The following is a 19,569-nucleotide window of genomic DNA, read 5'->3' as shown; positions in this document are numbered from 1 at the left end:
GCGCGGTCGGGTCCACCTAGACCGCCAGGTAGTCGGCGAGGTCCGGCAGCGATCCGGACACCTCGTACGCACCGATGAACGCCATCTTCGCGTCCAGCGAATCGTGCGAGGCGAACGCGCGGGCGTTGCGCCAGTACCGGTCGAACCGGTAGCGGTTGGCGGTGCCGCGCCCGCCGGTCAGGTCGTGAATCCGCGAGCTCACCCGCAGCCCCGCCGCGGTGCTGGCCACCTTCGACCGGAAGCCGCGCACGCCCACCTCGGCCGGGTCCGCGCCGCCCGCCTCGATCTCGGCGGCCACGCTGAGCAGCAGCGCCCGCGCGGCGGCCAGCTCGCTGGACATCTCGCCGAGCTGCCGGTGCAGCAGCGGGTCCTCGAGCGCGCCGGCGAACTTCGGCATGCTGGACCGGCCGACGGCCCGCAGGTAGCCGACCGCGGCCTCGTGCGCGCCCTCGCCCAGGCCCTGCAGCAGCGCCGCGTGGGTCAGCATGACGGCGCTCAGCAGGTACGGGTCGATGGCCGGCGGCGTGAGATGCCACCCGTCCGGCACGAACACGTCCCGGTAGGTGATGGTCTGGCTCTCGGTGCCGCGCTGGCCCATGTTGTCCCAGTCGTGCGCGGCGGTCAGGCCCGGATCGTCCAGCCGGACCAGCGCCTGGTGCGGCTCGCCCTCCAGCAGGAACCGCACGTGCAGCAGGTCCCGGCCGCCGCCACCGCTGTTGGTGTTGAACGTCTTGGTGCCGTTGATGACGATGCCGCCGGGCGCCCGTACCGCGGTCACCGGCCCCGTGCCACCGGCCTCGGACGCGGAGGACACCAGGCGCCGGCCGTCCCGGAGCAGCTCGCCGGCCAGCTGGCGCCGGGTCTCGCACGGCAGGTCGGACATGAACAACTGGCGTGCGACCAGCACGGTGGCGCTCCAGCACTGCCCGGTGGAGCCGTCCGCCGCGGACACCTCCACGATGCTCTCGACCGTCGCGCGCAGCGCGCCCCACGGCCCGCCGTCCCACAGCCCGCCGAACTCGGCCGGCACGGTCAGCCGGTGGAGCCCGGCCTCGGCGATCAGCCGCATGTTGTCCGCGACGTCGGTGCCCTCGGCGTCGGCGCGGAAGCCGTTCGCGGACAGCTCGGGGCGCAGCTCGCGGACGCGGGCCACCAGATCCATCATGTGTTCTCTCCTCGGTGTGCGGTCAACCGGGAGGAACGCTAATCGCGGCGCGGCCGTCCACCCCGGTTCCGCCGGGAAGTGATGAACGCCGGTGCGCGGATGTTCCGGTTGTCATCCGGAGACGGTGCCGGGCACCGCGATCGGGGGCGCGTCGGGCAGCGGCGCGGTGCGCGCGGCGAACGACTGCAACAGGTACGCCACCAGCCGGCGCGCCGCCGGCGGCGAGGTCGCGGCCAGGTTGTCGCCGGCCGTCGTGAGCAGCAGCAGGTCGGCCGGCCGGAAGTCGGCGCGCAGTTGCCCGGCCTCCTGGGCGCGGCGGGTCAGCTCGCAGACGTTGTGCCTCGCGCGGGCGCCGTCCGGCCCGGTGATGGCGTCCCCCACCGGGAGGTCGCCGTCCCGCAACCGCGGGTCGAACATCCGCTCCACCATGCCGTTCAGCCCGCGCCAGGGGTCCGGATCGGCCGCGGCCCGCTCGGTGGCCTCGGTGCACACGTCGATCTGGCGGGCGACGGCCGCCTCGACCAGCGCCTCGCGGGTGGGGAAGTGCCGGGTGAGCGTGGCCGTCCCGACGCCGGCGTGCCGGGCGACCGCGCGCAGCGTCACGCCGGTCCCCTTCGCCGCCATCAGCGCACGCGCCGCGTCAACGATATGGACCCGATTACGAACCGCATCCGCTCGCACCCACCCACGATACGCCCGCCGCCCCCGCCCTCCGGCCCCCCGCCGCCCCGCCCCCGCCCCCGCCGCCCCGCCGCCCCGCCGCCCGGCCCCGGCCCCCCGCCGCCCGCCGCTCGACGTCGATCTAGGACTTGTTCGCGCGATCGGAGATCACACCGCTGGAACAAACCCTAGATCGGCGCGGGAGAGGGGGGAGGGGAGGGAGGGGAGGGTCAGGGGAGGGGGACGCGGGACCAGACGGTGTCGGAGGCGAGGTAGAAGCTGGGGTGGGACGGCTGGTTGTAGGTGGTCTGCTGGCGGGCCACCTCGACGCGGTACTGCGGGTCGTGCATCAGCGTGTAGAGCTTGTGCGCGGTGATCTCCGTGCTCAGGTGGACGCGGATCGCGGAGCTGTCGGCCGTGCGGAGCAGCAGTTCCTCGCGCCAGTCGCCGAAGACGTCGGCGATCAGGCCGGCGTTGCCCTTGGTGCCGTTGTTGGCGCGGGTGCCGTCCGCGGTGAGCAGCGTGCCGCGCTTCCAGTCGTCGACGGTGGGGACGGCGTCGCCGGAGCCGTTGAGGATCTGCGTGGTCAGGTCGGCGGACCAGCGGATGCTCTGGTTGGTGCCGGGGATCGGGCCGGGTGTGACCACGCCGCGGGCGGTGTAGAGGCCGAGTGAGTCGGTGCCGCCGGGCAGGCTGGCCCAGACCTCCAGGCCGCGCGACTCCGGGAGCACGTCGCCGACCATGCCGCGGCCGGTGTCGCGGCCGGAGTAGACGCCGAACAGCACCTCGCCGGTCCGCGCGTCGCGCATCGCCATGCCGTACGGCGCGGACGTGGCGCCCTCGTGCACCGTGAAGATCTCCAGGCCGGGCCGGTCCGGGTCGATGTCCGTGACGTGCATGGCGTCGCCGTGACCGAGCCGCGCGCTCTGCCCCGGCGCCGCGCTGCCCGGCGGCATCGTGGCGAACGAGGAGTAGAGCAGGTCGCCGTCGTCGTCGATGGTGGCGGCGCCGTACACGATCTCCTGCTTGCCGTCGCCGTCCACGTCCGCGGCGGACAGCGAGTGGAAGCCCTGCGTCGTCAGCGTGCCGAACTCCGGGTCGGTGCCGTTCCGGCCGTGCGGGGAGTCGTTGAACGGGTTGGTCATCGGCGTCCAGCCGCTGTCGACGTACCAGTCCTCGATCAGCCTCCGCCCGTCCCACCGGTACGCCACCAGCGTGCTGCGCGTGTAGTAGCCGCGTGCGAAGACCGCGGACGGGCGCTTGCCGTCCAGGTAGGCGACGCCGGACAGGAACCGGTCGACGCGGTTGCCCGGCTCGATCCGGGCCATGGCGTAGTCGCCCCACATCAGGCCGTCGTCGTGCCGGCCCGGCTTGTACGGAACGGTCTGCAGCTCGCGGCCGGTCGCGCCCTCGAACACGGTCAGGTACTCCGGGCCGTCCAGGATGAAGCCCTGGAACGCGCGCAACGCGTTGCGGGTGCTGCGGGCCGGTGCGTACACGTCGATGAAGTGGTCGGCCAGCGCCTCCGCGTCCGTGCGGCTCAGCGGGTACGCGTACCGCGGCGCGATGCCGAACGCCGCCTCCAGCGTGGCCGGCCAGCGCCCGGCGACCACCTCCGGGTGCGCGTGCCAGCCGAGGAACATGTCCACCAGATGCTGGTAGTAGCCGGCGGCGCTGAGCCGGTAGTCGTCGGTGTGGCGGTATCCGGCCCGCACGTCCGCGCGCGGCATCGTGATGTGGCGCTCGGACAGCACGCGCCCGTCCCGCGCGTAGCGGGTGATCTTCGTACCCGGCGCGGTTTTGATCATCATCTCCGCCCGGCCGTCGCCGTCGAAGTCGTAGACCGGGAACTGCGTGTAGTGCGCGCCGGCCCGCACGTTGACGCCCAGGTCGATGCGGTGCAGCAGCGTGCCGTCCAGTTCGTACGTGTCGACGTAGACGTTCCCGGTGTACCCGACCTGGGAGACGTCCTTGGAGTTCGACGGGTCCCACTTGACCACGTACTCGTACTGCCCGTCGCCGTCCACGTCGCCGACGCTCAGGTCGTTCGCCGAGTACGTGTACGCCTCGCCGGCCGGTGTCACGCCGTCGGCCGGCTTGCGCAGCGGCAGGTCGTAGCTGCCGGCGGACCACGCGGTCACGGTCGCGCTGCGGTCCCGCTCCCGCCCGCCGGACACGGCCGCGACCCGGTATCGCGAGGCGCCGGTGCCGGCCGGGTCCAGGAAGTTGGTGCTGTCGGTGACCGTGGCGATCCGCCGGCCGTCCCGGTAGACGTGGAAGTTCACGCCGGTCAGCCCGGTGGCGGAGTGGCCGGTCGCCTCGCTCTTGAGCAGGCGCCAGCTCAGGAACACCCCGTCGGCCGTGGACGCGGCGACCAGGCCGCGGTCGAGCTGTTCGAGCCGGGGGCCGCCGCGCCCGGGCGCGGCGACGGACGCGGATGCCGGAATTATCGATAGGAGGACGGCGGCGGCGCAGGCCGCGGCGATCCGGTTCGTCGTGCCAGGACTCATCTCGGGGTCTCCAGCCACAGTGAAACGATAAAATTTTGTGAAGGCTATGAATGGCTCGATGTGCTTGTCAAGGTTTCGGGCCTGTTTCGCCGCCATGAAGCCGCCGCCGTTCACGCACGTGAACGGCGGCGGGGCGGCGCCGGTGAGGCTCAAGGCCCGGATTGCCGGTCTATAGGGCGATGTCGAACGTTTCATCGGCCCGGCCGTGATCGGCCACCAGTGATCTCCTCCGGAATTCCGGCGTTCCGGGGCGCCGGAGGACTCCGGAATTCCGGAGTCCTCCGGTATGGTGGAGCCCGATCGGACACGAGCCGGCGGACGGTGATCCCGGAGTCTCCCGCGGCTGTCCGGAGTGGTCGGTGGTGCGGCGCGCGGGCGTCCCGGTCTGCGACACCGCGCCCGTGCGAGCCGGAAAGGCATCGGTAAGCCGCCGGTAAGTCCCCTCTTCCTAGCTTCAGGTGAGCGTTTCCGCGTCCACCGAGCAATGGGGACACCCATGAGACCTCCGGTACGAACCGCCACCGCCCTCGCCGCCGCGCTGCTGCTCGCGGCCGGGGGCCTGACCGTCACCCCGTCACCCGCCGCCGCGGCCGTGACCTCCTACATCCGCCTCAACCAGGTCGGCTACCAGACCGGCCAGCCCAAGATCGCGTACCTGATGGGCACGGCCGCGCAGGCCGGCGCCACGTTCCGGGTCGTCGACGCCAACGGCACCACCGTGCGCACCGGCACGGCGGGCGCCAGCCGCGGCGGCTGGAACAGCGCGTACACCGGCGTGTCGGAGATCGACTTCTCGGCCGTGACCACCCCGGGCCGGTACACGATCCAGATCTCCGGCGTCACCACCTCGCCGGAGTTCGAGATCGCCGGCCGGGCGGACCTGTACGCGCCGGTCTCGCGCGCGATGAGCACGTTCTTCCAGACCCAGCGCGACGGCCAGAACGTGATCCCGGGCGCGCTCGACCGGCGCCCGTCGCACCTGGCCGACTCGTCCGCGACCGTCTACCACGTGCCCACGTTCGAGGAGGGCAGCGACGCGATCGCCGGCAACCTGACGCCGATCAGCGGTGCGCCCAAGGTCGACGTCGCCGGCGGCTGGTTCGACGCGGGCGACTACCTGAAGTTCACCCACACCACGGCGTACGCGGCCGGCGCGCTCCAGGTCGCGCAGCGCTCCGGCAGCGCCGACCCGGCCCGCGCCGCGGAGATCGACCACGCCATGGCCTGGCTGGACAAGATGTGGGACGAGACCAACGGCGTGCTCTACGTCCAGGTCGGCCTGGGCGGCGGCAACGACACGTTCGACGGCGACCACGACGTGTGGCGGCTGCCCGAGGCGGACGACGCGATCCGGGCCGAGCCCGGCAAGGACGGGTACTACCTGCGCTACCGCCCGGTCCTGCGCGCCAACGCGCCCGGCGCGCGGATCAGCCCGAACCTGGCCGGCCGGGTCTCCGCGGCGTTCGCGCTCTCCGCGCAGCTGCACGCGACCAGCGACCCCGGCCGCGCGGCGCAGGACCTGGCGAAGGCCGCGCTGCTCTACCAGAAGGCGCAGACCACCAACGTGCCGGCGCAACTGGTCACGGCGTACCCGTACACGTTCTACCCGGAGAAGGCCTGGAAGGACGACATGGCGTACGGCGCGACGGAACTCGCCCGGGCCGCCCGCGCGCTCGGCGACGGCCGCGCCGTCACCTGGCTGGCCGAGGCCGCGCTCTGGGCCGACCAGTACATGGACGACGGGGGCGGCACGCTCAACCTGTACGACGTGGGCGGCATCGCGCTGCCCGACCTGGCCGAGGAGATCGCCGAGACGGAGTCCACCGGGCTCGCGGTCACGCCGGAGCAACTGCTCGACCACCAGGCGGCGCGGCTGGACGAGGCCGTAGCCCGCGCGCAGGCCGACCGCTTCCGGGCCGGCGCGGCGTACACCAACTACGACTCCACCTCGTACACGCTGGGCCTGATCGCCCAGGCCACCCGGTACGACGAGGTCAGCGGAACCAGCACCTACGCGGCGTTCGCCCAGTCGCAGGCGAACTGGGCGCTGGGCGGCAACCCGTGGGGCGTGTCGCTGATCGTCGGCGTCGGCGACACCTTCCCGCGGTGCCCGCACCACCAGGTCGCCAACCTCAAGGGCAGCCACACCGGCTCCGGCGCGATCCTGACCGGCGCCGCGGTCAACGGGCCGAACGGCGAGGACACGTTCGACCTGGACGAGCTGGGCGACTGCCCGGCGGACGGCGCCGACGCGTACGCGGCGTTCACCGGCAACGGCGCGCGGTTCCTGGACGCGACCGAGGCGTGGATGAGCAACGAACCGGCGATCGACTTCACCGCCACCGGCCTGCTCGCGTTCGCGCTGCTCGGCAAGGGTGGCACCGGCCCGGAGCCGGTCCCGGTCAAGAGGGACACGATCGGCGTCTTCCGCCCGTCCGCGTCCACCGTCTTCGTCCGCGACAGCCTGACCACCGGCACCGCGACCGCGCAGGCCACCGTCCCGTCCGGTGCCGTGGGCTTCGTCGGTGACTGGGACGGCGACGGCGTGGACGGCATCGGCTACTGGGTGCCGTCGTCCCGGATGGTCCACCTGCGCAACGCGTTCAGTGGCGGCGGCGCCTACGACCACACGTTCCAGGCGTCCTACGCGTCCAGTTCCGACGTGCCGCTGGTCGGCGACTGGGACGGCAACGGCACGGACACGTTCGCCACCTGGCGGCCCGGCGACCGGAACGTGCGAATCCGCAACGACCACGGCAGCGGCGCCACCCAGATCGGCGTCACGATCGGCGACACCGGGGACACCATCCTGGTCGGCGACTGGAACGGCGACGGCAAGGACAGCCTCGGCTACCACCGCACGTCCCAGCGGACGTTCGTGCTGCGCGAGAAGCTGGAGAGCGGCGCGCCGGAGGTCTCGTTCGTCTACGGCGCCACCGGCGACAAGCCCGTGGTCGGCGACTGGGACGGCGACGGCGACGACACCGTGGGCGTGTTCCGGACGGAGAACAGCTGGTTCCTGCGGAACACGAACGCGTCCGGCAACGCCGACGTCGCCGGGTTCACGTTCGGGCAGAGCGCGGACCGGCCGCTGGCCGGCGACTTCGTCCGGGACGCGCCGCCCGGCACGGGGACCCCGGCGCAGATCGCGGCCGCGAACGGCTTCTACACCGACCCGGACTCCAACCCGATGCGGTGGGTCGCGGACAACCCGGCGGACGCGCGCATGCCGGCGATCCGCGACACGCTGGCCACGAAGCCGGGCGCGCGCTGGTTCGGCGACTGGAGCGGCGACATCCGGACCGCGGTGGACGCCTACGTCGACGGCGCCACCGCGGCCGGGCAGGTACCGATCCTGGTCGCGTACAACATCCCGAAGCGCGACTGCGACGGCCAGTCCGCCGGCGGCGCGGCCAGCGCGGCCGCGTACCGGCAATGGATCTCCGAATTCGGTGCGGGCGTCGCGGGCCGGCCGGCCGTCGTGGTGATCGAGCCGGACGCGGTCACCCAGCTCGACTGCCTCACCGCGGCCCAGGTCACCGAACGGTTCGGGCTGGTCTCGCACGCGGTCGGCGCGTTCGGCGGCCAGGCCTGGACGTACGTCGACGCGGGCAACGCCGGCTGGGTCGCGGCCGACGTGATGGCCGACCGGCTGGCCCAGGCCGGGATCGCGCGGGCGCACGGCTTCGCGGTGAACACGTCCAACTTCTGGACCACCGCGGAGTCCACCGCCTACGCGAACGCGATCAACGCGGACCTGGCCACGGCCAAGCCGTACGTGATCGACACCAGCCGCAACGGCAACGGGCACAAGGACGACTGGTGCAACCCGGCCGGCGTGAAGCTGGGCGTCACCTCCCGGCTGAACACCTCCGGCGCGGAGATGCTGCTCTGGCTGAAGGTGCCGGGCGACTCCGACGGCGCGACGTGCGGGCGGATTCGCGACCTCCCGGCCGGCACGTTCAGCCCCGACTACGCCATGTGGCTGATCAACGGCAACTGAGAGTGATCCTGGCGGAGGACGCGCAGGCGCGCCTCCGCCAGGTGCCGGCCCGGATCCACCCCGAGCTCGTCCGCGAGCAGCCGGGTGGTCCGGTCGATCACGTCCAGCGCCTCCGCCTGCAACCCGCACGCGGCCAGCGTGAGCGCGCGCAGCGACGCGGCCGGCTCGTCCAGCGGCGCGGCCTCGGCCATCCGCTCGACCAGCGGCAGCGCCCGGTACGGCGTCCCCCCGGCCAGGCACGCCGTGGCGACCTCGATGGTCACCTCGCGGCGCATCCGGTCCAGCGCGCGCACGGCGTACCGCTGGCGGAGACTCTGCGGCGCGTCGGCCGCGACCGGGCCGCGGCACAGCTCCAGCGCCGCGATGAGCGTGTCCGTGTCCCGCCGGGCCCGCCCGTCCGCGACCAGTCGCCGGAACCGGCCCGCGTCCACCGCCTCGGCCGGTACGTCCAGCCGGTAGCCGGCCGGCGTCAGGTCGAGCCGGAGGCCGCCGTGCGCGCTCAGCCAGCGGCGCAGCCGGTGTACCGCCACGTGTACCGGCCCGGGCGTGGCCGGCCCGCCGCACGCCGGCCCGGCCTGCGCGACCGGCACCGGGTCCGGCTCCACCAGCAGCAGCGTGAGCAGACCGCGCAGCCGTGGCGCGGTCAGCGTGGCGTCGGCGCCGGGCGGCCAGACCCGCAGCGGTCCCAGCACGCCGAACTCCAGCGCTTCGCTCATTGCCGTGGTTCCCCCGATCGACGACGTACCGGCATGGTATTCCGTCGATGTCCGGGACGCGGGGAGCGCCGGTGTGCGTCCCGCGACGGAATGGGACGGCTAGATTCTGCTGGTGGATGATGTTTTCGAGTCGGCCGGCACGCTGCGGGAGGCGTATGCCGCCGTGGACTGGGCGGCGACGCCGCTCGGGCCGGTCTCGTCCTGGAGCCCGACGCTGACCTCGACGGTACGGATGGCGCTGCGCACCCGCTTCGCGGTCACGCTGCTCTGGGGCCCGGAGTACGTGCTGGTCTACAACGAGGCCTACGCGCGGGTCATCGGCGACAAGCACCCGGCCGCGCTCGGCGCGCCCGCCCGGGACATCTTCCCGGAGATCTGGGACACGGTCGGCCCGATGTTGGACCAGGCCGCGACCGGCCGGCAGGCCACCTGGGTCAGTGACCTGCGGCTGCTGATGGACCGGTACGGCTACCCCGAGGAGACGTTCTTCACGTTCTCCTACTCCGCGGTGGCCGGCCCGGACGGTGCGGTCGAGGGCGTGATCGACATCGCGTCGGAGACCACGGCGCAGGTGATCGGCAACCGCCGGCTGGCGCTGCTCTACCGGCTCAACGAGCGGCTGGCCGACGTGGACGACCGGCCGGCGCTGCTGGACCGCGCGTTGCCGGTGCTGCGCTCGGTGCCGGACGACCTGACGGACGTCACGCTCACGCTCGCCCCCGATGACCCGGAGCCGCAGGCCGGTGCCGGACCGGACGGCGCGGTCGCGCGGATCGAGCTCGGCGACGGCGCCGGGCTGTTCACCGCCCGGCTCAGCCCGTACCTGCCGGTCGACGAGAACTACCACGGCTTCCTGCGCCTGATCGGCGGCACGCTCACCCAGGCGCTGGACCGCATCCAGGCCCGGGAGACGGAACGGCTGCTGGCGTCGGTGGAGCGGGCGATGTCCGAGGCGCTGCAGGACAGCCTGCTCACCCGCGCCGCGCAGCCGGAGCACCTGCGGGTGGCGGTCCGCTACCACTCCTCGATCGCGCAGGCGCACATCGGCGGGGACTGGTACGACGCGTTCGTCGTCCGTGACGGCCTGATCACGCTGGCCGTCGGCGACGTGACCGGGCACGACCGGAGCGCCGCCGCCGTGATGGCGCAGGTGCGCAACCTGCTGCGCGGCATCGCGTACACCGTGGAGTGGCCGCCGTCGCGCATCCTGTCCACGCTCAACGACGCCATGCTCGGGCTCGGCGTCGACCGGTTCGCCACCGTGGTGCTCGCGCAGGTCCAGGACCGGCCCGGGCGGCGCACGTTCCGCTGGGCGAACGCGGGCCACCCGCCGCCCGTGCTGCTGCACCCGGACGGCGCGGCCGAGCTGCTGCGGCGTTCCCCGGAGATCCTGCTCGGCACGCCGTACGCGCCGGTCCGGGTGGACCACGAGGTCACGCTCGAACCCGGCGCCGCGGTGGTGCTCTACACCGACGGCCTGATCGAGCGCCGCGGCGCCGGATTCGACGAGTCGCTGCGCGACCTCACCGACACGCTCGCCGGCCGTGGCGGCCTCGACGCCGAACAACTCTGCGACCTGCTGCTCGACCGGTACGGCCGGAGCGCGGAGGACGACATCGCACTGACCGTGGTGCGCTGACCACCACTCGTCTTCCCAGCGTCCCATCCCGGCGGCGTCACAGCAGGTCAGAGGCGCTCTATCCGTCCCGGCGTCCCGAACCGTTGACCGTTGCCGTCCGTACCGCCGAAGCTGTGTCGGTGGCGGCCACGGCTGCCGGGTGCCCGGCCCTCGGGGGCGGCCGGGCACCTCCTCATGCGACCGTGACCGGGTGGCGCACCTGCGCGCCGAACAGGTATCCCAGCGTGTTGTGCGGCACCGTCACCGGCTGGGACGCGCCGGTGACGTCGGTGGCGCGGGCGACCAGCGTGTACGGGCCGGGCGCGGCCGGGGCCCAGTCGATCCGCCACCGCTGCCAGGCCGTGGCCACGTTCGGGCCGACCGGGCGGGCGCGCCGCCAGGTGGTGCCGCCGTCCGTGCTCACGTCCACGTGCCGGATCGGGCCGTTGGCCGACCAGGATCGTCCGGTGAGCGTGGTGCCGGCCAGCGGCAGCGTGGCGTCCCAGGCCAGCTCGAACGCGCTCTTGATCACCTGCTCGTCGATCAGCGTGCCCTCGGCCGGGTAGGCGTCGCCGAACAGCCGGTAGAACTGCGTGTTCCACGGCGAGAACAGCGGCTCGGCCGACACCTCGATCGCGCCGACCCACTTGATCGACGAGATGCCGATCCAGGACGGTACGACCACCCGCAGCGGCGCGCCGTGGTCCGGCGGCAGCGGTGCGCCGTTGAGCTCCCAGGCCAGCAGCACGTCGTCCAGCGCCTTGGCGATCGGCAGCGGGCGCCGGACCGGCCCGAGGTCCACGCCACCGCTGACGAAGTTCGCGTCCAGGCCCTGCGGCTGCACGTCGACCGCGTCCCGGCGCAGGCCCGCCGCGCGCAGCACGGTCCCGAGCGTGACGCCGTGCCACCGCCCGACGCCGATCGCGCCGAGTCGCCAGGCCGTACCGGAGACGCTCTGCCCCTGCTGCGTGGTGAAGAAGCTGCGCCCGTTGCCCGCGCACTCGATCGCCGCCGTGATCGTGCTGCGCGGCAGCCGTCTGAGCTGGTCCAGGCCGAACTCGGCGGGCGCGCGCAGCCCGCTGCCGAAGAGTCTCAGCCGGTACGCGGCCGGGTCGATGATCGGTGTGCTGGTGTGGTTGCGCACGAAGAACCGGTCCACCGGCACCAGGTAGCCGGTGTCCCGCAGCGCGTCCCACCTGGTCTCCGCGTTCGTGCCGAACACCGTGAACAGTTCGGGCGGCAGCGGCTTGACGATCGGGCCGGCCGCCGCGCGCGCCGCCTCGCCCGCCGTGCCCGCGCCGATCGCGGCGCCGGCGCCGATGGCGGTCGCCAGCCGGATCAGGTCGCGGCGGGTGAATCCCCGGCCGCTCGCCCGTCCGTCCCGCCACTGCTCCAGCCGTGTCCGGTCATATGTCGTCTCGTCCATCGGGCCAGACAACCATATCTATAGGTCAGATAGGAATATCCGGGTGGCTGGAACCGTCCGGTACCAGATCTTCCAGTGGCGTGCCATCGGCCGTCGCGGTGTCCGGCGACGTCGTTATCCGGTCCTGAGGGGACGGACGGGCAGTTCTCGCGTCCCGATTTCACCGCTCGCGGGGGCCGTGCGAGGCTGCGATGAACCGTTCCAAGATCTATTTACGGACGGTAGTCGCACGGACGCGAAAAGGCGAAGCAACCAGCGGGGAAGAACTATGGCCAGCATCGACATCGCACTCAAGGAAGCCATGACGATCGACGGCGCCATCGGCGTCGCGCTCGTCGACTACACCAGTGGCCTGACGCTCGGTGTGCTGGGCGGCGGCACCATGGACATGACGGTCGCCGCGGCCGGCAACACCGACGTGGTACGTGCCAAGCTCCGCACGCTCGAGATGCTCGGCCTGCCGGACGGCATCGAGGACCTGCTCATCACGCTCGACAGCCAGTACCACCTGATTCGCCTGATGCAGCCGCGGCGCCCCGGCGAGGCACTGCTGCTCTACATGGTGCTGGACCGCGCCCGGGCCAACCTCGGCCTGGCCCGCCACCGCCTGCGCCGCGTCGAGGCGGAACTCGAGGTCTGACCCGGCCGGGTGGGCGTGCCACGGATCACGCCCGCCCGCGCGGCATTGACAATCCACAGTGCTACCCCGACCATGTCCTGGTTCGCGGACCACGCCGGCGGACGACAGCCGCTGCTCAGTGACGCCGGAGGCGCTCCCGTGACGGGACCGGGTGTTCCCCCTTCGGAACAGGACGCGAACCACCGTCCACCGTTCCAGCGCGCGATCCCGCTGCGCGGCCTGCCACCCTCGGACCGACCCGCCGAAACCCCCGACGACTCGGGCTCCTGGGGTACGCCGAAGCTCCCCTCCTGGCCGGCGAAGCCCTCCGGCGCCAGGCCGAAGCCCGGCGGCGGTGGGACGGCGGAGGAGTCGTCCGGGCTCGAGGCGGCGGCGGAGGATTCGGCCGGTGCGGTGCCGGGCGGTGTGGTGCCGGCGGCGGATCCGGCGGTGGCGACGGAATCCCCGGCGGGCAACCGGTCAGGGGCCGCATCGAGGTCAGCCGCGTCCGCGGCCTCCGCCGTCGCGTCCCGGGCGGCGGAGCCGGCCACGGGCTCGCCCCCGTCCGTGACCGCGACGGCCGCATCGCCCGCGTCGGCCCCCGCGACCACGCCGAGCGCCGAGGCCACCGCCATCGCCGCGACCACGCCGAGCGCCGAGGCCACCGCCATCGCCGCGACCACGCCGAGCGCCGAGGCCACCGCCGCGATCACCGCGTCACCCATGCCCGGGGCCGCGACCGCACCCGAGGCCGCCGACTCGACCGCCACGCAAGCCGACTCGACCGCCACGCAATCCGTGGCGGCCGGCTCGCCGGGTGCGACGCAGCCGCTCCGGGCGCCGGCCGCGACGTCGCCCGGTGCCGTGCCCGGGTGGGCGTCCCCGGCCGAGGCCGTCGGCCTGTGGGAGGACGGCCGCCCGGCCGGCGAGCCGGCGCTCGCGCTGGAACCCCTGCCCCGCCGGCCGGCGACCGGCACCGAGACCGTTCCCGGTGCGCGTCCGGCGCCGCGCTGGCGGCTGTGGCTGGTGCCGCTGGTGCTGATCGGCGTCATCGTGATCACCGCGGCCGCGCTGTCCGGGCGCGCGCCCACGACGCCGGTACCGGAGGCGCCGGTCGCGGAACCGCCGTACACGCTCGGCCCGCCCGCGACCGGCCAGGTCACCATCGTGACGCCGTCGGCCACCCCGAGTGCCGCGCCGTCGTCAGTGAGCGCCGCGCCGTCGTCCGCGGTGCCGTCCCGCTCGGCCTCGGCCGGGCCGACGCCGTCCCGTACCGCGCCCGGCGCCCCGCCCCCGGCACCGGCCGCCACCCGCCCGGCGGCGGCGAACGGCCCGATCACCGGCTACTCCGCGTGCACCACCGGCAGCGCCGCGGTCTTCGCCGTCACGTTCGAGGCGGGCACGTTCGAGTGGCACCACGCCTACATCGACGTGGACGGCAACGCGTCCACCGGCTACGACGTGCCCGACATCGAGGGCCGGCTCGGCGCCGACTACATGGTCGAGAACGACACGTACTGGCGCTCGAACAGCGCCGAGTGGGGCTGGGACCCGATCGAGAACAGTGGCCTGCAGACCTCCCGCACCGGCACCACGTTCCGCTGGCAGGTCCCCCGCTCCGCCCTGGACGGCAGTGCGTCCCTCCGCGTCGTCTTCAACGGTTCCAGCGACGAGTTCGACGCCTACACCGGCATCGTCACCGCCGCCTCCTGCTGACCGCGGCCGGGAGCCGGCGGCTCGCGCCGCGGCCGGCGCCGGGGGAGCGGATGTCGCGGCTCGTGGTGAGTGCGGCGGGACCGGCTCCGATGCGGCGTCGGAGCGGCGGCGGAGACGGCGCGAGGTTGGCCCGCGGGAGCGTGCGGGCCGGGACCACGCCGGGAGTGGGAATGGGAGGAACTCAAACGGTTTCCGCCGTGGGCGGGTGCAGCTGGATGATCTGGATCAGGTTGCCGCAGGTGTCGTCCAGGACCGCGGTGCTGAACGTGCCCATGTTCATCGGCTCCTGGGTGAAGCGGACGCCGAGGGCGCGCAGGCGCTCGAACTCGGCCTGGACGTCGTCGACGGAGAACTGGGTGTACGGGATGCCGTCCTCGACCAGCGCGGCCTTCCACGGCTTGGCGGCGGGGTGGCCGTCCGGTTCGAGCAGCAGCTCGGTGCCGTCGGGGTCGTCGGGGGAGACGACGGTGAGCCACCGGGCGCCGCCGCCCATGTCGACGTCGTGGCGTTTCACGAAGCCGAGCACCTCGGTGTAGAACCGCTCGGCCTCGGCCTGGTCGTGGACGAGCACGCTGGTGATGGTGATGCGCATCTAGGTCTCCTCGGGGTCGCGGCGGCGCCACCGGTCGGTGAGGTGGTCCAGCGGCGCGGTGTCGATGTAGTGGAACTTGTAACGGCCGTCGCGGCGGCTGGTGACGAGGCCGGCGGCGGCCAGCACCTCGAGGTGCTGGGAGATCGCCTGCCGGGACGAGCCGAGCTGGTATTTCATGGTCAGCCGCGCGCAGATCTCGAACAGGGTCTGGCCGTCCCGCTCCGCCAGCTCGTCGAGGATCTTGCGGCGGGTCGGGTCGGCCAGGGCCTTGAAGACGTCCTCATCGTCGTCCACGAACCGATGATAGGCAAGTGGTGACTTGCATATCAAGGGAGTCCGAGCGCGCGTGCGGTGTGCTCGTAGACCGCGGTGACCGCGTCCGGGTCGCGGGCCGGCTTCGGCGGGGCGGCCGGCCGGCCCTTGACGTAGAGGCCGGCGGCGGGCGCGACCGGGGCGGTGGCCAGCGCGACCGGCCAGGCCGCGGCGCGGTCCGGCGCGGTGGCGAAGAGGCCGCCGACGGCCGCGGCGACCGCGAGCGCGCCGCCGGACCGGGCGTTGAAGCCGGTGCGCAGCAGCCCGGGGTTGGCGCTGTAGGCGGTCATGCCGTCCGGGAGCCGGGCCGCGAGCGCGGTGGTCGCCATCAGATTGAGCAGCTTGGCGGTGCCGTACGCGGGGATCTGCGCGTATCTGTCCCGCCAGGAGGCGCCGGTGACGTCCGGGTGGGCGGCGTCCAGGCGGCCGCGGCCGACCAGGTCGCTGGAGATGTTGATGACGCGGGCGCCGGGCGCGAGCGTGCCGCCGTCCAGCAGCAGCCGGGTCAGCAGGAACGGCGCCAGGTGGTTGAGCGCGTGGGTGCGCTCGGTGCCGTCGGGCGTGGCCGCGTACCGGGCGAACGCGGCGCCGGCGTTGTTGATCAGCACGTCGACGCGGCCGGCGGTGTCGTGCAGCCGGGCGGCGAGCGCGCGGACCGCGTCCCGGTCGGTGAGGTCCGCGTGCAGCGTGCGAGTCGACGGAAGGCTCGCCCCGTCGCGGGTGACGGCGATGACCTGCAGGCCGGCGTCGAGCAGCCGCCGGACGGTGGCGCGGCCGAGGCCGCCGGCCGCGCCGGTGATGACGGCGGTACGTGTGGTCACGGTGAGACTCCTCGGTCAGCGGGCGATCTGGAGGGTGATGTCGGCGCGGTGGCCGCCGTCGGGGTCCGGGCGCACGTCCGGCCAGCTCCCCGGTGAGCCGTCGGCCAGCCGGATCTCGATGTCGTGGTCGTTGACGTACGGTCCGCGCCCGCGCCGGTCGTACGGCGGCAGCGCCTGGATCCGCGCGGCGAACTCGTCGGGGAAGTACAGCTCCGTGCCGAGCAGCGGCTTCCCGGCGAGGCTGACCCGGACGTGGATGTGCAGCGTGCGGGGCGTGTACCAACCCGGCACGACGGTGCGGAACTCGACCTGCCCGGCACCGTCGGTGACCTGCTGCCCGCGCAGGAACCGGGCCGTGTCCGAGGGTCGGAAGGCGCGCAGCGTCAGCGAGACCAGCGCGGGGAACCGGTCGGCGCCGTAGCGCTGGTATCCGGAGTAGATCCCGTCCGCGTCGCAGTGCCAGATCTCCACGGTCGCGCCGGGCAGCGGCGCGCCGGTGCCGGTCGCGGCCACCCGGATGCCCAGCGTGAGCGGCACGCCCGCGCGGTCCTCGCGGATGTCACGCCGGTGCGGCGACCCGGGCACGTAGTAGGGGCCGTTGCCCTGGTGCGCCGTGGCCCGGTCCGGGCCGAGCACGGCCGCGCGGCGGATGCGCTCCCGGTTGTCGATGCGGCCCAGCACCGAGGTGAGCAGGCGGCGGCGGATGCGGTCGGGCAGCACATCGGCTCCTCGCGTCAAAGCTTGGACTCTCCAAGTAATACGGAATGATGGCGGAGAAGCTTGGAGTTTTCAAGTATTGTGTGGGGATGGACGGGGAGTCGCTGACCTACGAGCTGTTGCGCCTGGTGCACGCGATGGACGGCGCCACCAACGCGGCGATCGACGACGTGCTGGCCGAGCTGCGGCTGACTCACGCGCTGGCCGACGCGCTCTGGCACCTCGACCCGGCCGCGCCGGCGCCGACCATGCGCGGGATGGCGGCCACGCTGCGCTGCGACCCGTCCACGGTGACGTTCCTGGCCGACCGGCTGGCGCAGCTCGGATACGCGACCCGGGAGCCGGACCCGGGCGACCGGCGCACCAAGGTGCTGCACCTGACCGAGGACGGCCGGGCCGCGCGACGGCGGCTGGTGGCGGCCGCGACCACCCGGACGCCGATCGCCCGGCTCGGCGAGGCCGAGCAGCGGCGGCTGCACGCGCTGCTCACGACGGCGATGCGGCGGGAATGAGCGAGCGTCGTGGCGCCCCGCGGACGGGACGCCACGACGCCGGCACTCAGAAGGACAGGACGGACTGGACCTCGTGGCGGCGGCGGGCGGCCAGGTCGTCCAGCAGTGCGGGGGCCTCGTCGAACGGGACGACCGCGGTGATCAGGTGCCGGCGGATCGCGTCGCCGTCGCGGCGGAGCAGGTCCACGGTGGCGGCGGAGAGCCGTTCGCGGTCCCAGGAGCCGGCCAGCGCGCGCGGCACCCGGCCGATCTGCGCGCAGACCAGGCTCAGCCCGTTGTGGTGGAACTCCTCGCCGAGCCGTACCGCGTCCGCGCCGCCCTGGTAGAACGCCAGGTCGATGACCGTGCCCTGCGGGCGCAGCAGCCGCAGCGCGAGCTGGAGCGCGGAGGCCTGGCCCCGGCACTGGAACACCACGTCCGCGCCGCGGTCGCCGGGCCAGTGCCGCCACCGGGTCTTCAGCGTGACCGCAGGGTCGGCGCCCTCGGTGTCCAGCGTCTCCAGGCCGAGCGACTCGGCGATCGCGCGGCGCTCCGGCGACGGGTCGAGCACGATCACCGAGGCGGCGCCGTGCGCGCGGGCGAACAGCGCGGTGAGCAGGCCCACCACGCCGGCGCCGGTGACCGCCACGCGCAGGCCGGCGACGCCGTCGTCCAGGCCGCGCACGGCCGGGCCGAACCGCGCGGCGGCCGCGTGCAGCAGGCCGTTCGCGCAGATCGGACCCATGTGGGCGGCGTAGATGCCGAGCATCGGGTCGAGGTCGGCGGGCAGCGGCACGATCCGGTCGCGCAGCGGGTCGCCGGTCCAGCCGGTGCGGTGGCCGTACGTCATGGCCACGGTGGTGCCGGTGGTGACCGCGGGCGTATCGCTCTCGGTGACGACGCCGACCTCCATGTAGCCGAGCCGGGTGACCGGGAACGCGTCGTCCGCCGGCCCGCCGAACAGGCCGAGGTCGGTGTCGAAGCCGTGGTGCAGCGCGGGGTTGGTGTTCTTGACGAAGCTCAGCTCGGTGCCGGCGGAGACGCCGCTGAACAGCGTGCGCACCCGGAACGGGCCGGGCGTCACCTCCTCCTCGACGATCTCCAGGTGGCCGGGCTTGCTGACGATCAGGTTGCGGTCACGCATGCGCGGTCACCACCGTCTTGCCGGTGGCGGCCGACTCGGCGACCGCGAGCGCCAGCGCGTGCGTGCGCTGCGCCTCCGGGTAGGGCACGCGCACGTCGTCCGCCTCACCGCGCACGGCCGCGATGAACGCGCGGTCCACCGCGACCCGAGCGGTCTCCGGGTCGCTGTCGACCGTGCGGGTGCCGTCCGCGTCGCGTACGGTCAGGCCGGTCTCGGAGACGTGCAGCGCCAGGCCGTCGGCGTAGATCTCCAGGCCGGCGCGCTCCTTCCAGCCGAGCACGCAGGTCGCGGACAGCGTGCCGACCGCGCCGCCGGCGAAGCGCAGCACGGCCGCGGTCGCGCCGTCGATGTCCGCGCCCTCGGCCGGGGGAGTGCCGTTGCCGGCCGCGGTCACCTCGGTGACCTCGCCGACCAGGTGGCGCGCCAGGTCGAGCACGTGCGCGGCCTGCTCGACGATCGGGCCGCCGGACTTGCCGAGCAGCGGCCACCAGGCGACCGGCGGCACCTTGTCCAGCCAGGCGCCGGAGACCAGCCGGATGTCCCGGCCCGCCAACAGGTCGCGGGCCTGCTCGACCACCGCGAGGTAGCGCCAGTGGTGACCGACCGCGGTAAGGATCTTCCGCTCGGCGACCAAGTCCGTGATCTCCTGGGCCGTGCTGATATCCAGCGAAATGGGTTTCTCCACGAAGAGTGGCAATCCGGCCTCCACCACGGCGCGCTCCGCGGGCCCGTGCGCGAACGGCGGAACGCACACGTAGACCGCGTCGACGCCGCTGTCGATCACGGCGGCCACGTCCGGCAGCACGCGCGCGCCATAGGGATCGGCGAGCGCCGTGGCGGCCTCCGCGACCACGTCGGTCACGGCCGTGACCTGCACATCCGGCAGACTCGACAACACTCTCGCATGGCGCTGCGCCACGCCACCCGCACCGACCAGTCCCACTCTCGTCACCGGCGTCTCCTCGCTCCTCGGCGGCACTCGTACGGCACTGCACTGCTCGGTCCGGCGCTCCGGCAAACCCTTGCCGGAAGACAAATATCAGGTCACACATGCGGTTG

At 73.6% G+C, this 19,569-nt stretch carries 16 protein-coding genes; 5 read left to right on the top strand and 11 right to left on the bottom strand.

The features are described 5' to 3' along the window. Positions 1 to 16: 16 nt before the first annotated feature. The 3 genes from J2S41_RS20750 to J2S41_RS20740 form a co-directional block, all read right to left on the bottom strand. A complete protein-coding gene (locus tag J2S41_RS20750; RefSeq protein WP_310369630.1) occupies positions 17 to 1,165 on the bottom strand; it encodes an acyl-CoA dehydrogenase family protein in 1,149 nt (382 codons plus the stop codon). 111 nt (positions 1,166 to 1,276) lie between these two features. Further along, the gene (locus tag J2S41_RS20745) at positions 1,277 to 1,846 is read right to left on the bottom strand and encodes a TetR/AcrR family transcriptional regulator (protein ID WP_310369628.1); all 570 of its coding nucleotides are present in this window, start codon (positions 1,844 to 1,846) and stop codon (positions 1,277 to 1,279) included. Between the two features lie 209 nt (positions 1,847 to 2,055). Further along, entirely contained in the window at positions 2,056 to 4,353 is a 2,298-nt protein-coding gene (locus J2S41_RS20740; RefSeq protein WP_310369626.1) for a rhamnogalacturonan lyase, read from the bottom strand. A 478-nt stretch (positions 4,354 to 4,831) separates the two neighbouring features. Here J2S41_RS20740 and J2S41_RS20735 point away from each other — a divergent pair, with 478 nt between their 5' ends. Beyond that, positions 4,832 to 8,338: a glycoside hydrolase family 9 protein gene (locus tag J2S41_RS20735; RefSeq protein WP_310369624.1), complete on the top strand. Its 3,507-nt coding sequence runs from the start codon at positions 4,832 to 4,834 to the stop codon at positions 8,336 to 8,338. On the opposite strand, the gene J2S41_RS20730 is transcribed toward J2S41_RS20735, so the two are convergent. Continuing rightward, on the bottom strand, positions 8,308 to 9,054 hold the full coding sequence (locus tag J2S41_RS20730; RefSeq protein WP_310369622.1) for an AfsR/SARP family transcriptional regulator: 747 nt from the start codon (positions 9,052 to 9,054) through the stop codon (positions 8,308 to 8,310). The two genes, J2S41_RS20735 and J2S41_RS20730, sit on opposite strands and share 31 nt — an antisense overlap. Before the next feature lie 112 nt (positions 9,055 to 9,166). On the opposite strand from J2S41_RS20730, the gene J2S41_RS20725 reads away from it, so the two are divergent. Then, the gene (locus J2S41_RS20725; protein ID WP_310369620.1) at positions 9,167 to 10,693 is read left to right on the top strand and encodes a PP2C family protein-serine/threonine phosphatase; all 1,527 of its coding nucleotides are present in this window, start codon (positions 9,167 to 9,169) and stop codon (positions 10,691 to 10,693) included. Positions 10,694 to 10,865: 172 nt separating this feature from the next. Here the strand turns inward: J2S41_RS20725 and J2S41_RS20720 are convergent, their stop codons facing one another. After that, a complete protein-coding gene (locus J2S41_RS20720) occupies positions 10,866 to 12,098 on the bottom strand; it encodes a sulfite oxidase (RefSeq protein WP_310369618.1) in 1,233 nt (410 codons plus the stop codon). A 268-nt stretch (positions 12,099 to 12,366) separates the two neighbouring features. On the opposite strand from J2S41_RS20720, the gene J2S41_RS20715 reads away from it, so the two are divergent. Beyond that, positions 12,367 to 12,738: a hypothetical protein gene (locus J2S41_RS20715; RefSeq protein ID WP_310369617.1), complete on the top strand. Its 372-nt coding sequence runs from the start codon at positions 12,367 to 12,369 to the stop codon at positions 12,736 to 12,738. 546 nt (positions 12,739 to 13,284) lie between these two features. Beyond that, positions 13,285 to 14,433 carry a hypothetical protein gene (locus J2S41_RS20710; protein WP_310369615.1) on the top strand — a complete coding sequence of 383 codons (1,149 nt, stop codon included), beginning with the start codon at positions 13,285 to 13,287 and terminating at the stop codon, positions 14,431 to 14,433. A 181-nt stretch (positions 14,434 to 14,614) separates the two neighbouring features. Here J2S41_RS20710 and J2S41_RS20705 read toward each other — a convergent pair whose 3' ends face one another. From J2S41_RS20705 to J2S41_RS20690, 4 genes are read right to left on the bottom strand one after another with little or no spacing between them, the layout of a single operon-like run. Beyond that, positions 14,615 to 15,025, bottom strand: coding sequence for a VOC family protein (locus J2S41_RS20705; protein WP_310369614.1), 411 nt, complete (start codon positions 15,023 to 15,025; stop codon positions 14,615 to 14,617). Continuing rightward, on the bottom strand, positions 15,026 to 15,319 hold the full coding sequence (locus tag J2S41_RS20700) for an ArsR/SmtB family transcription factor (protein ID WP_310369613.1): 294 nt from the start codon (positions 15,317 to 15,319) through the stop codon (positions 15,026 to 15,028). It lies immediately after the preceding gene. A gap of 32 nt (positions 15,320 to 15,351) precedes the next feature. Next, positions 15,352 to 16,158: an SDR family NAD(P)-dependent oxidoreductase gene (locus J2S41_RS20695; protein WP_310369612.1), complete on the bottom strand. Its 807-nt coding sequence runs from the start codon at positions 16,156 to 16,158 to the stop codon at positions 15,352 to 15,354. Between the two features lie 15 nt (positions 16,159 to 16,173). After that, positions 16,174 to 16,878 (bottom strand): dioxygenase family protein, encoded by a 705-nt coding sequence (locus tag J2S41_RS20690; RefSeq protein ID WP_310369611.1) that lies wholly within the window; start codon positions 16,876 to 16,878, stop codon positions 16,174 to 16,176. Positions 16,879 to 16,964: 86 nt separating this feature from the next. Here J2S41_RS20690 and J2S41_RS20685 point away from each other — a divergent pair, with 86 nt between their 5' ends. Continuing rightward, the gene (locus J2S41_RS20685; RefSeq protein WP_310369610.1) at positions 16,965 to 17,387 is read left to right on the top strand and encodes a MarR family winged helix-turn-helix transcriptional regulator; all 423 of its coding nucleotides are present in this window, start codon (positions 16,965 to 16,967) and stop codon (positions 17,385 to 17,387) included. 46 nt (positions 17,388 to 17,433) lie between these two features. On the opposite strand, the gene J2S41_RS20680 is transcribed toward J2S41_RS20685, so the two are convergent. Further along, the gene (locus J2S41_RS20680; RefSeq protein WP_310369609.1) at positions 17,434 to 18,510 is read right to left on the bottom strand and encodes a zinc-dependent alcohol dehydrogenase; all 1,077 of its coding nucleotides are present in this window, start codon (positions 18,508 to 18,510) and stop codon (positions 17,434 to 17,436) included. Beyond that, a complete protein-coding gene (locus J2S41_RS20675) occupies positions 18,503 to 19,453 on the bottom strand; it encodes a Gfo/Idh/MocA family protein (RefSeq protein ID WP_310376434.1) in 951 nt (316 codons plus the stop codon). Before J2S41_RS20675 ends, J2S41_RS20680 begins: the two co-directional genes overlap by 8 nt. Between the last annotated feature and the right edge of the window lie 116 nt (positions 19,454 to 19,569).

The organism is Catenuloplanes atrovinosus, assembly GCF_031458235.1.
GTDB classification, from domain to species: domain Bacteria; phylum Actinomycetota; class Actinomycetes; order Mycobacteriales; family Micromonosporaceae; genus Catenuloplanes; species Catenuloplanes atrovinosus.
Note: the sequence above shows the minus strand (reverse complement) of the source record. Positions and strands in the feature narration are given on the sequence as shown.

What these genes read in the sequence shown, in the direction of transcription:
- J2S41_RS20750 (WP_310369630.1), bottom strand. Translation starts at nt 1,165, where the DNA reads ATGATGGATCTGGTGGCCCGCGTCCGCGAGCTGCGCCCCGAGCTGTCC.
- J2S41_RS20735 (WP_310369624.1), top strand. Translation starts at nt 4,832, where the DNA reads ATGAGACCTCCGGTACGAACCGCCACCGCCCTCGCCGCCGCGCTGCTG.
- J2S41_RS20730 (WP_310369622.1), bottom strand. Translation starts at nt 9,054, where the DNA reads ATGAGCGAAGCGCTGGAGTTCGGCGTGCTGGGACCGCTGCGGGTCTGG.
- J2S41_RS20720 (WP_310369618.1), bottom strand. Translation starts at nt 12,098, where the DNA reads ATGGACGAGACGACATATGACCGGACACGGCTGGAGCAGTGGCGGGAC.
- J2S41_RS20715 (WP_310369617.1), top strand. Translation starts at nt 12,367, where the DNA reads ATGGCCAGCATCGACATCGCACTCAAGGAAGCCATGACGATCGACGGC.
- J2S41_RS20705 (WP_310369614.1), bottom strand. Translation starts at nt 15,025, where the DNA reads ATGCGCATCACCATCACCAGCGTGCTCGTCCACGACCAGGCCGAGGCC.
- J2S41_RS20685 (WP_310369610.1), top strand. Translation starts at nt 16,965, where the DNA reads ATGGACGGGGAGTCGCTGACCTACGAGCTGTTGCGCCTGGTGCACGCG.
- J2S41_RS20680 (WP_310369609.1), bottom strand. Translation starts at nt 18,510, where the DNA reads ATGCGTGACCGCAACCTGATCGTCAGCAAGCCCGGCCACCTGGAGATC.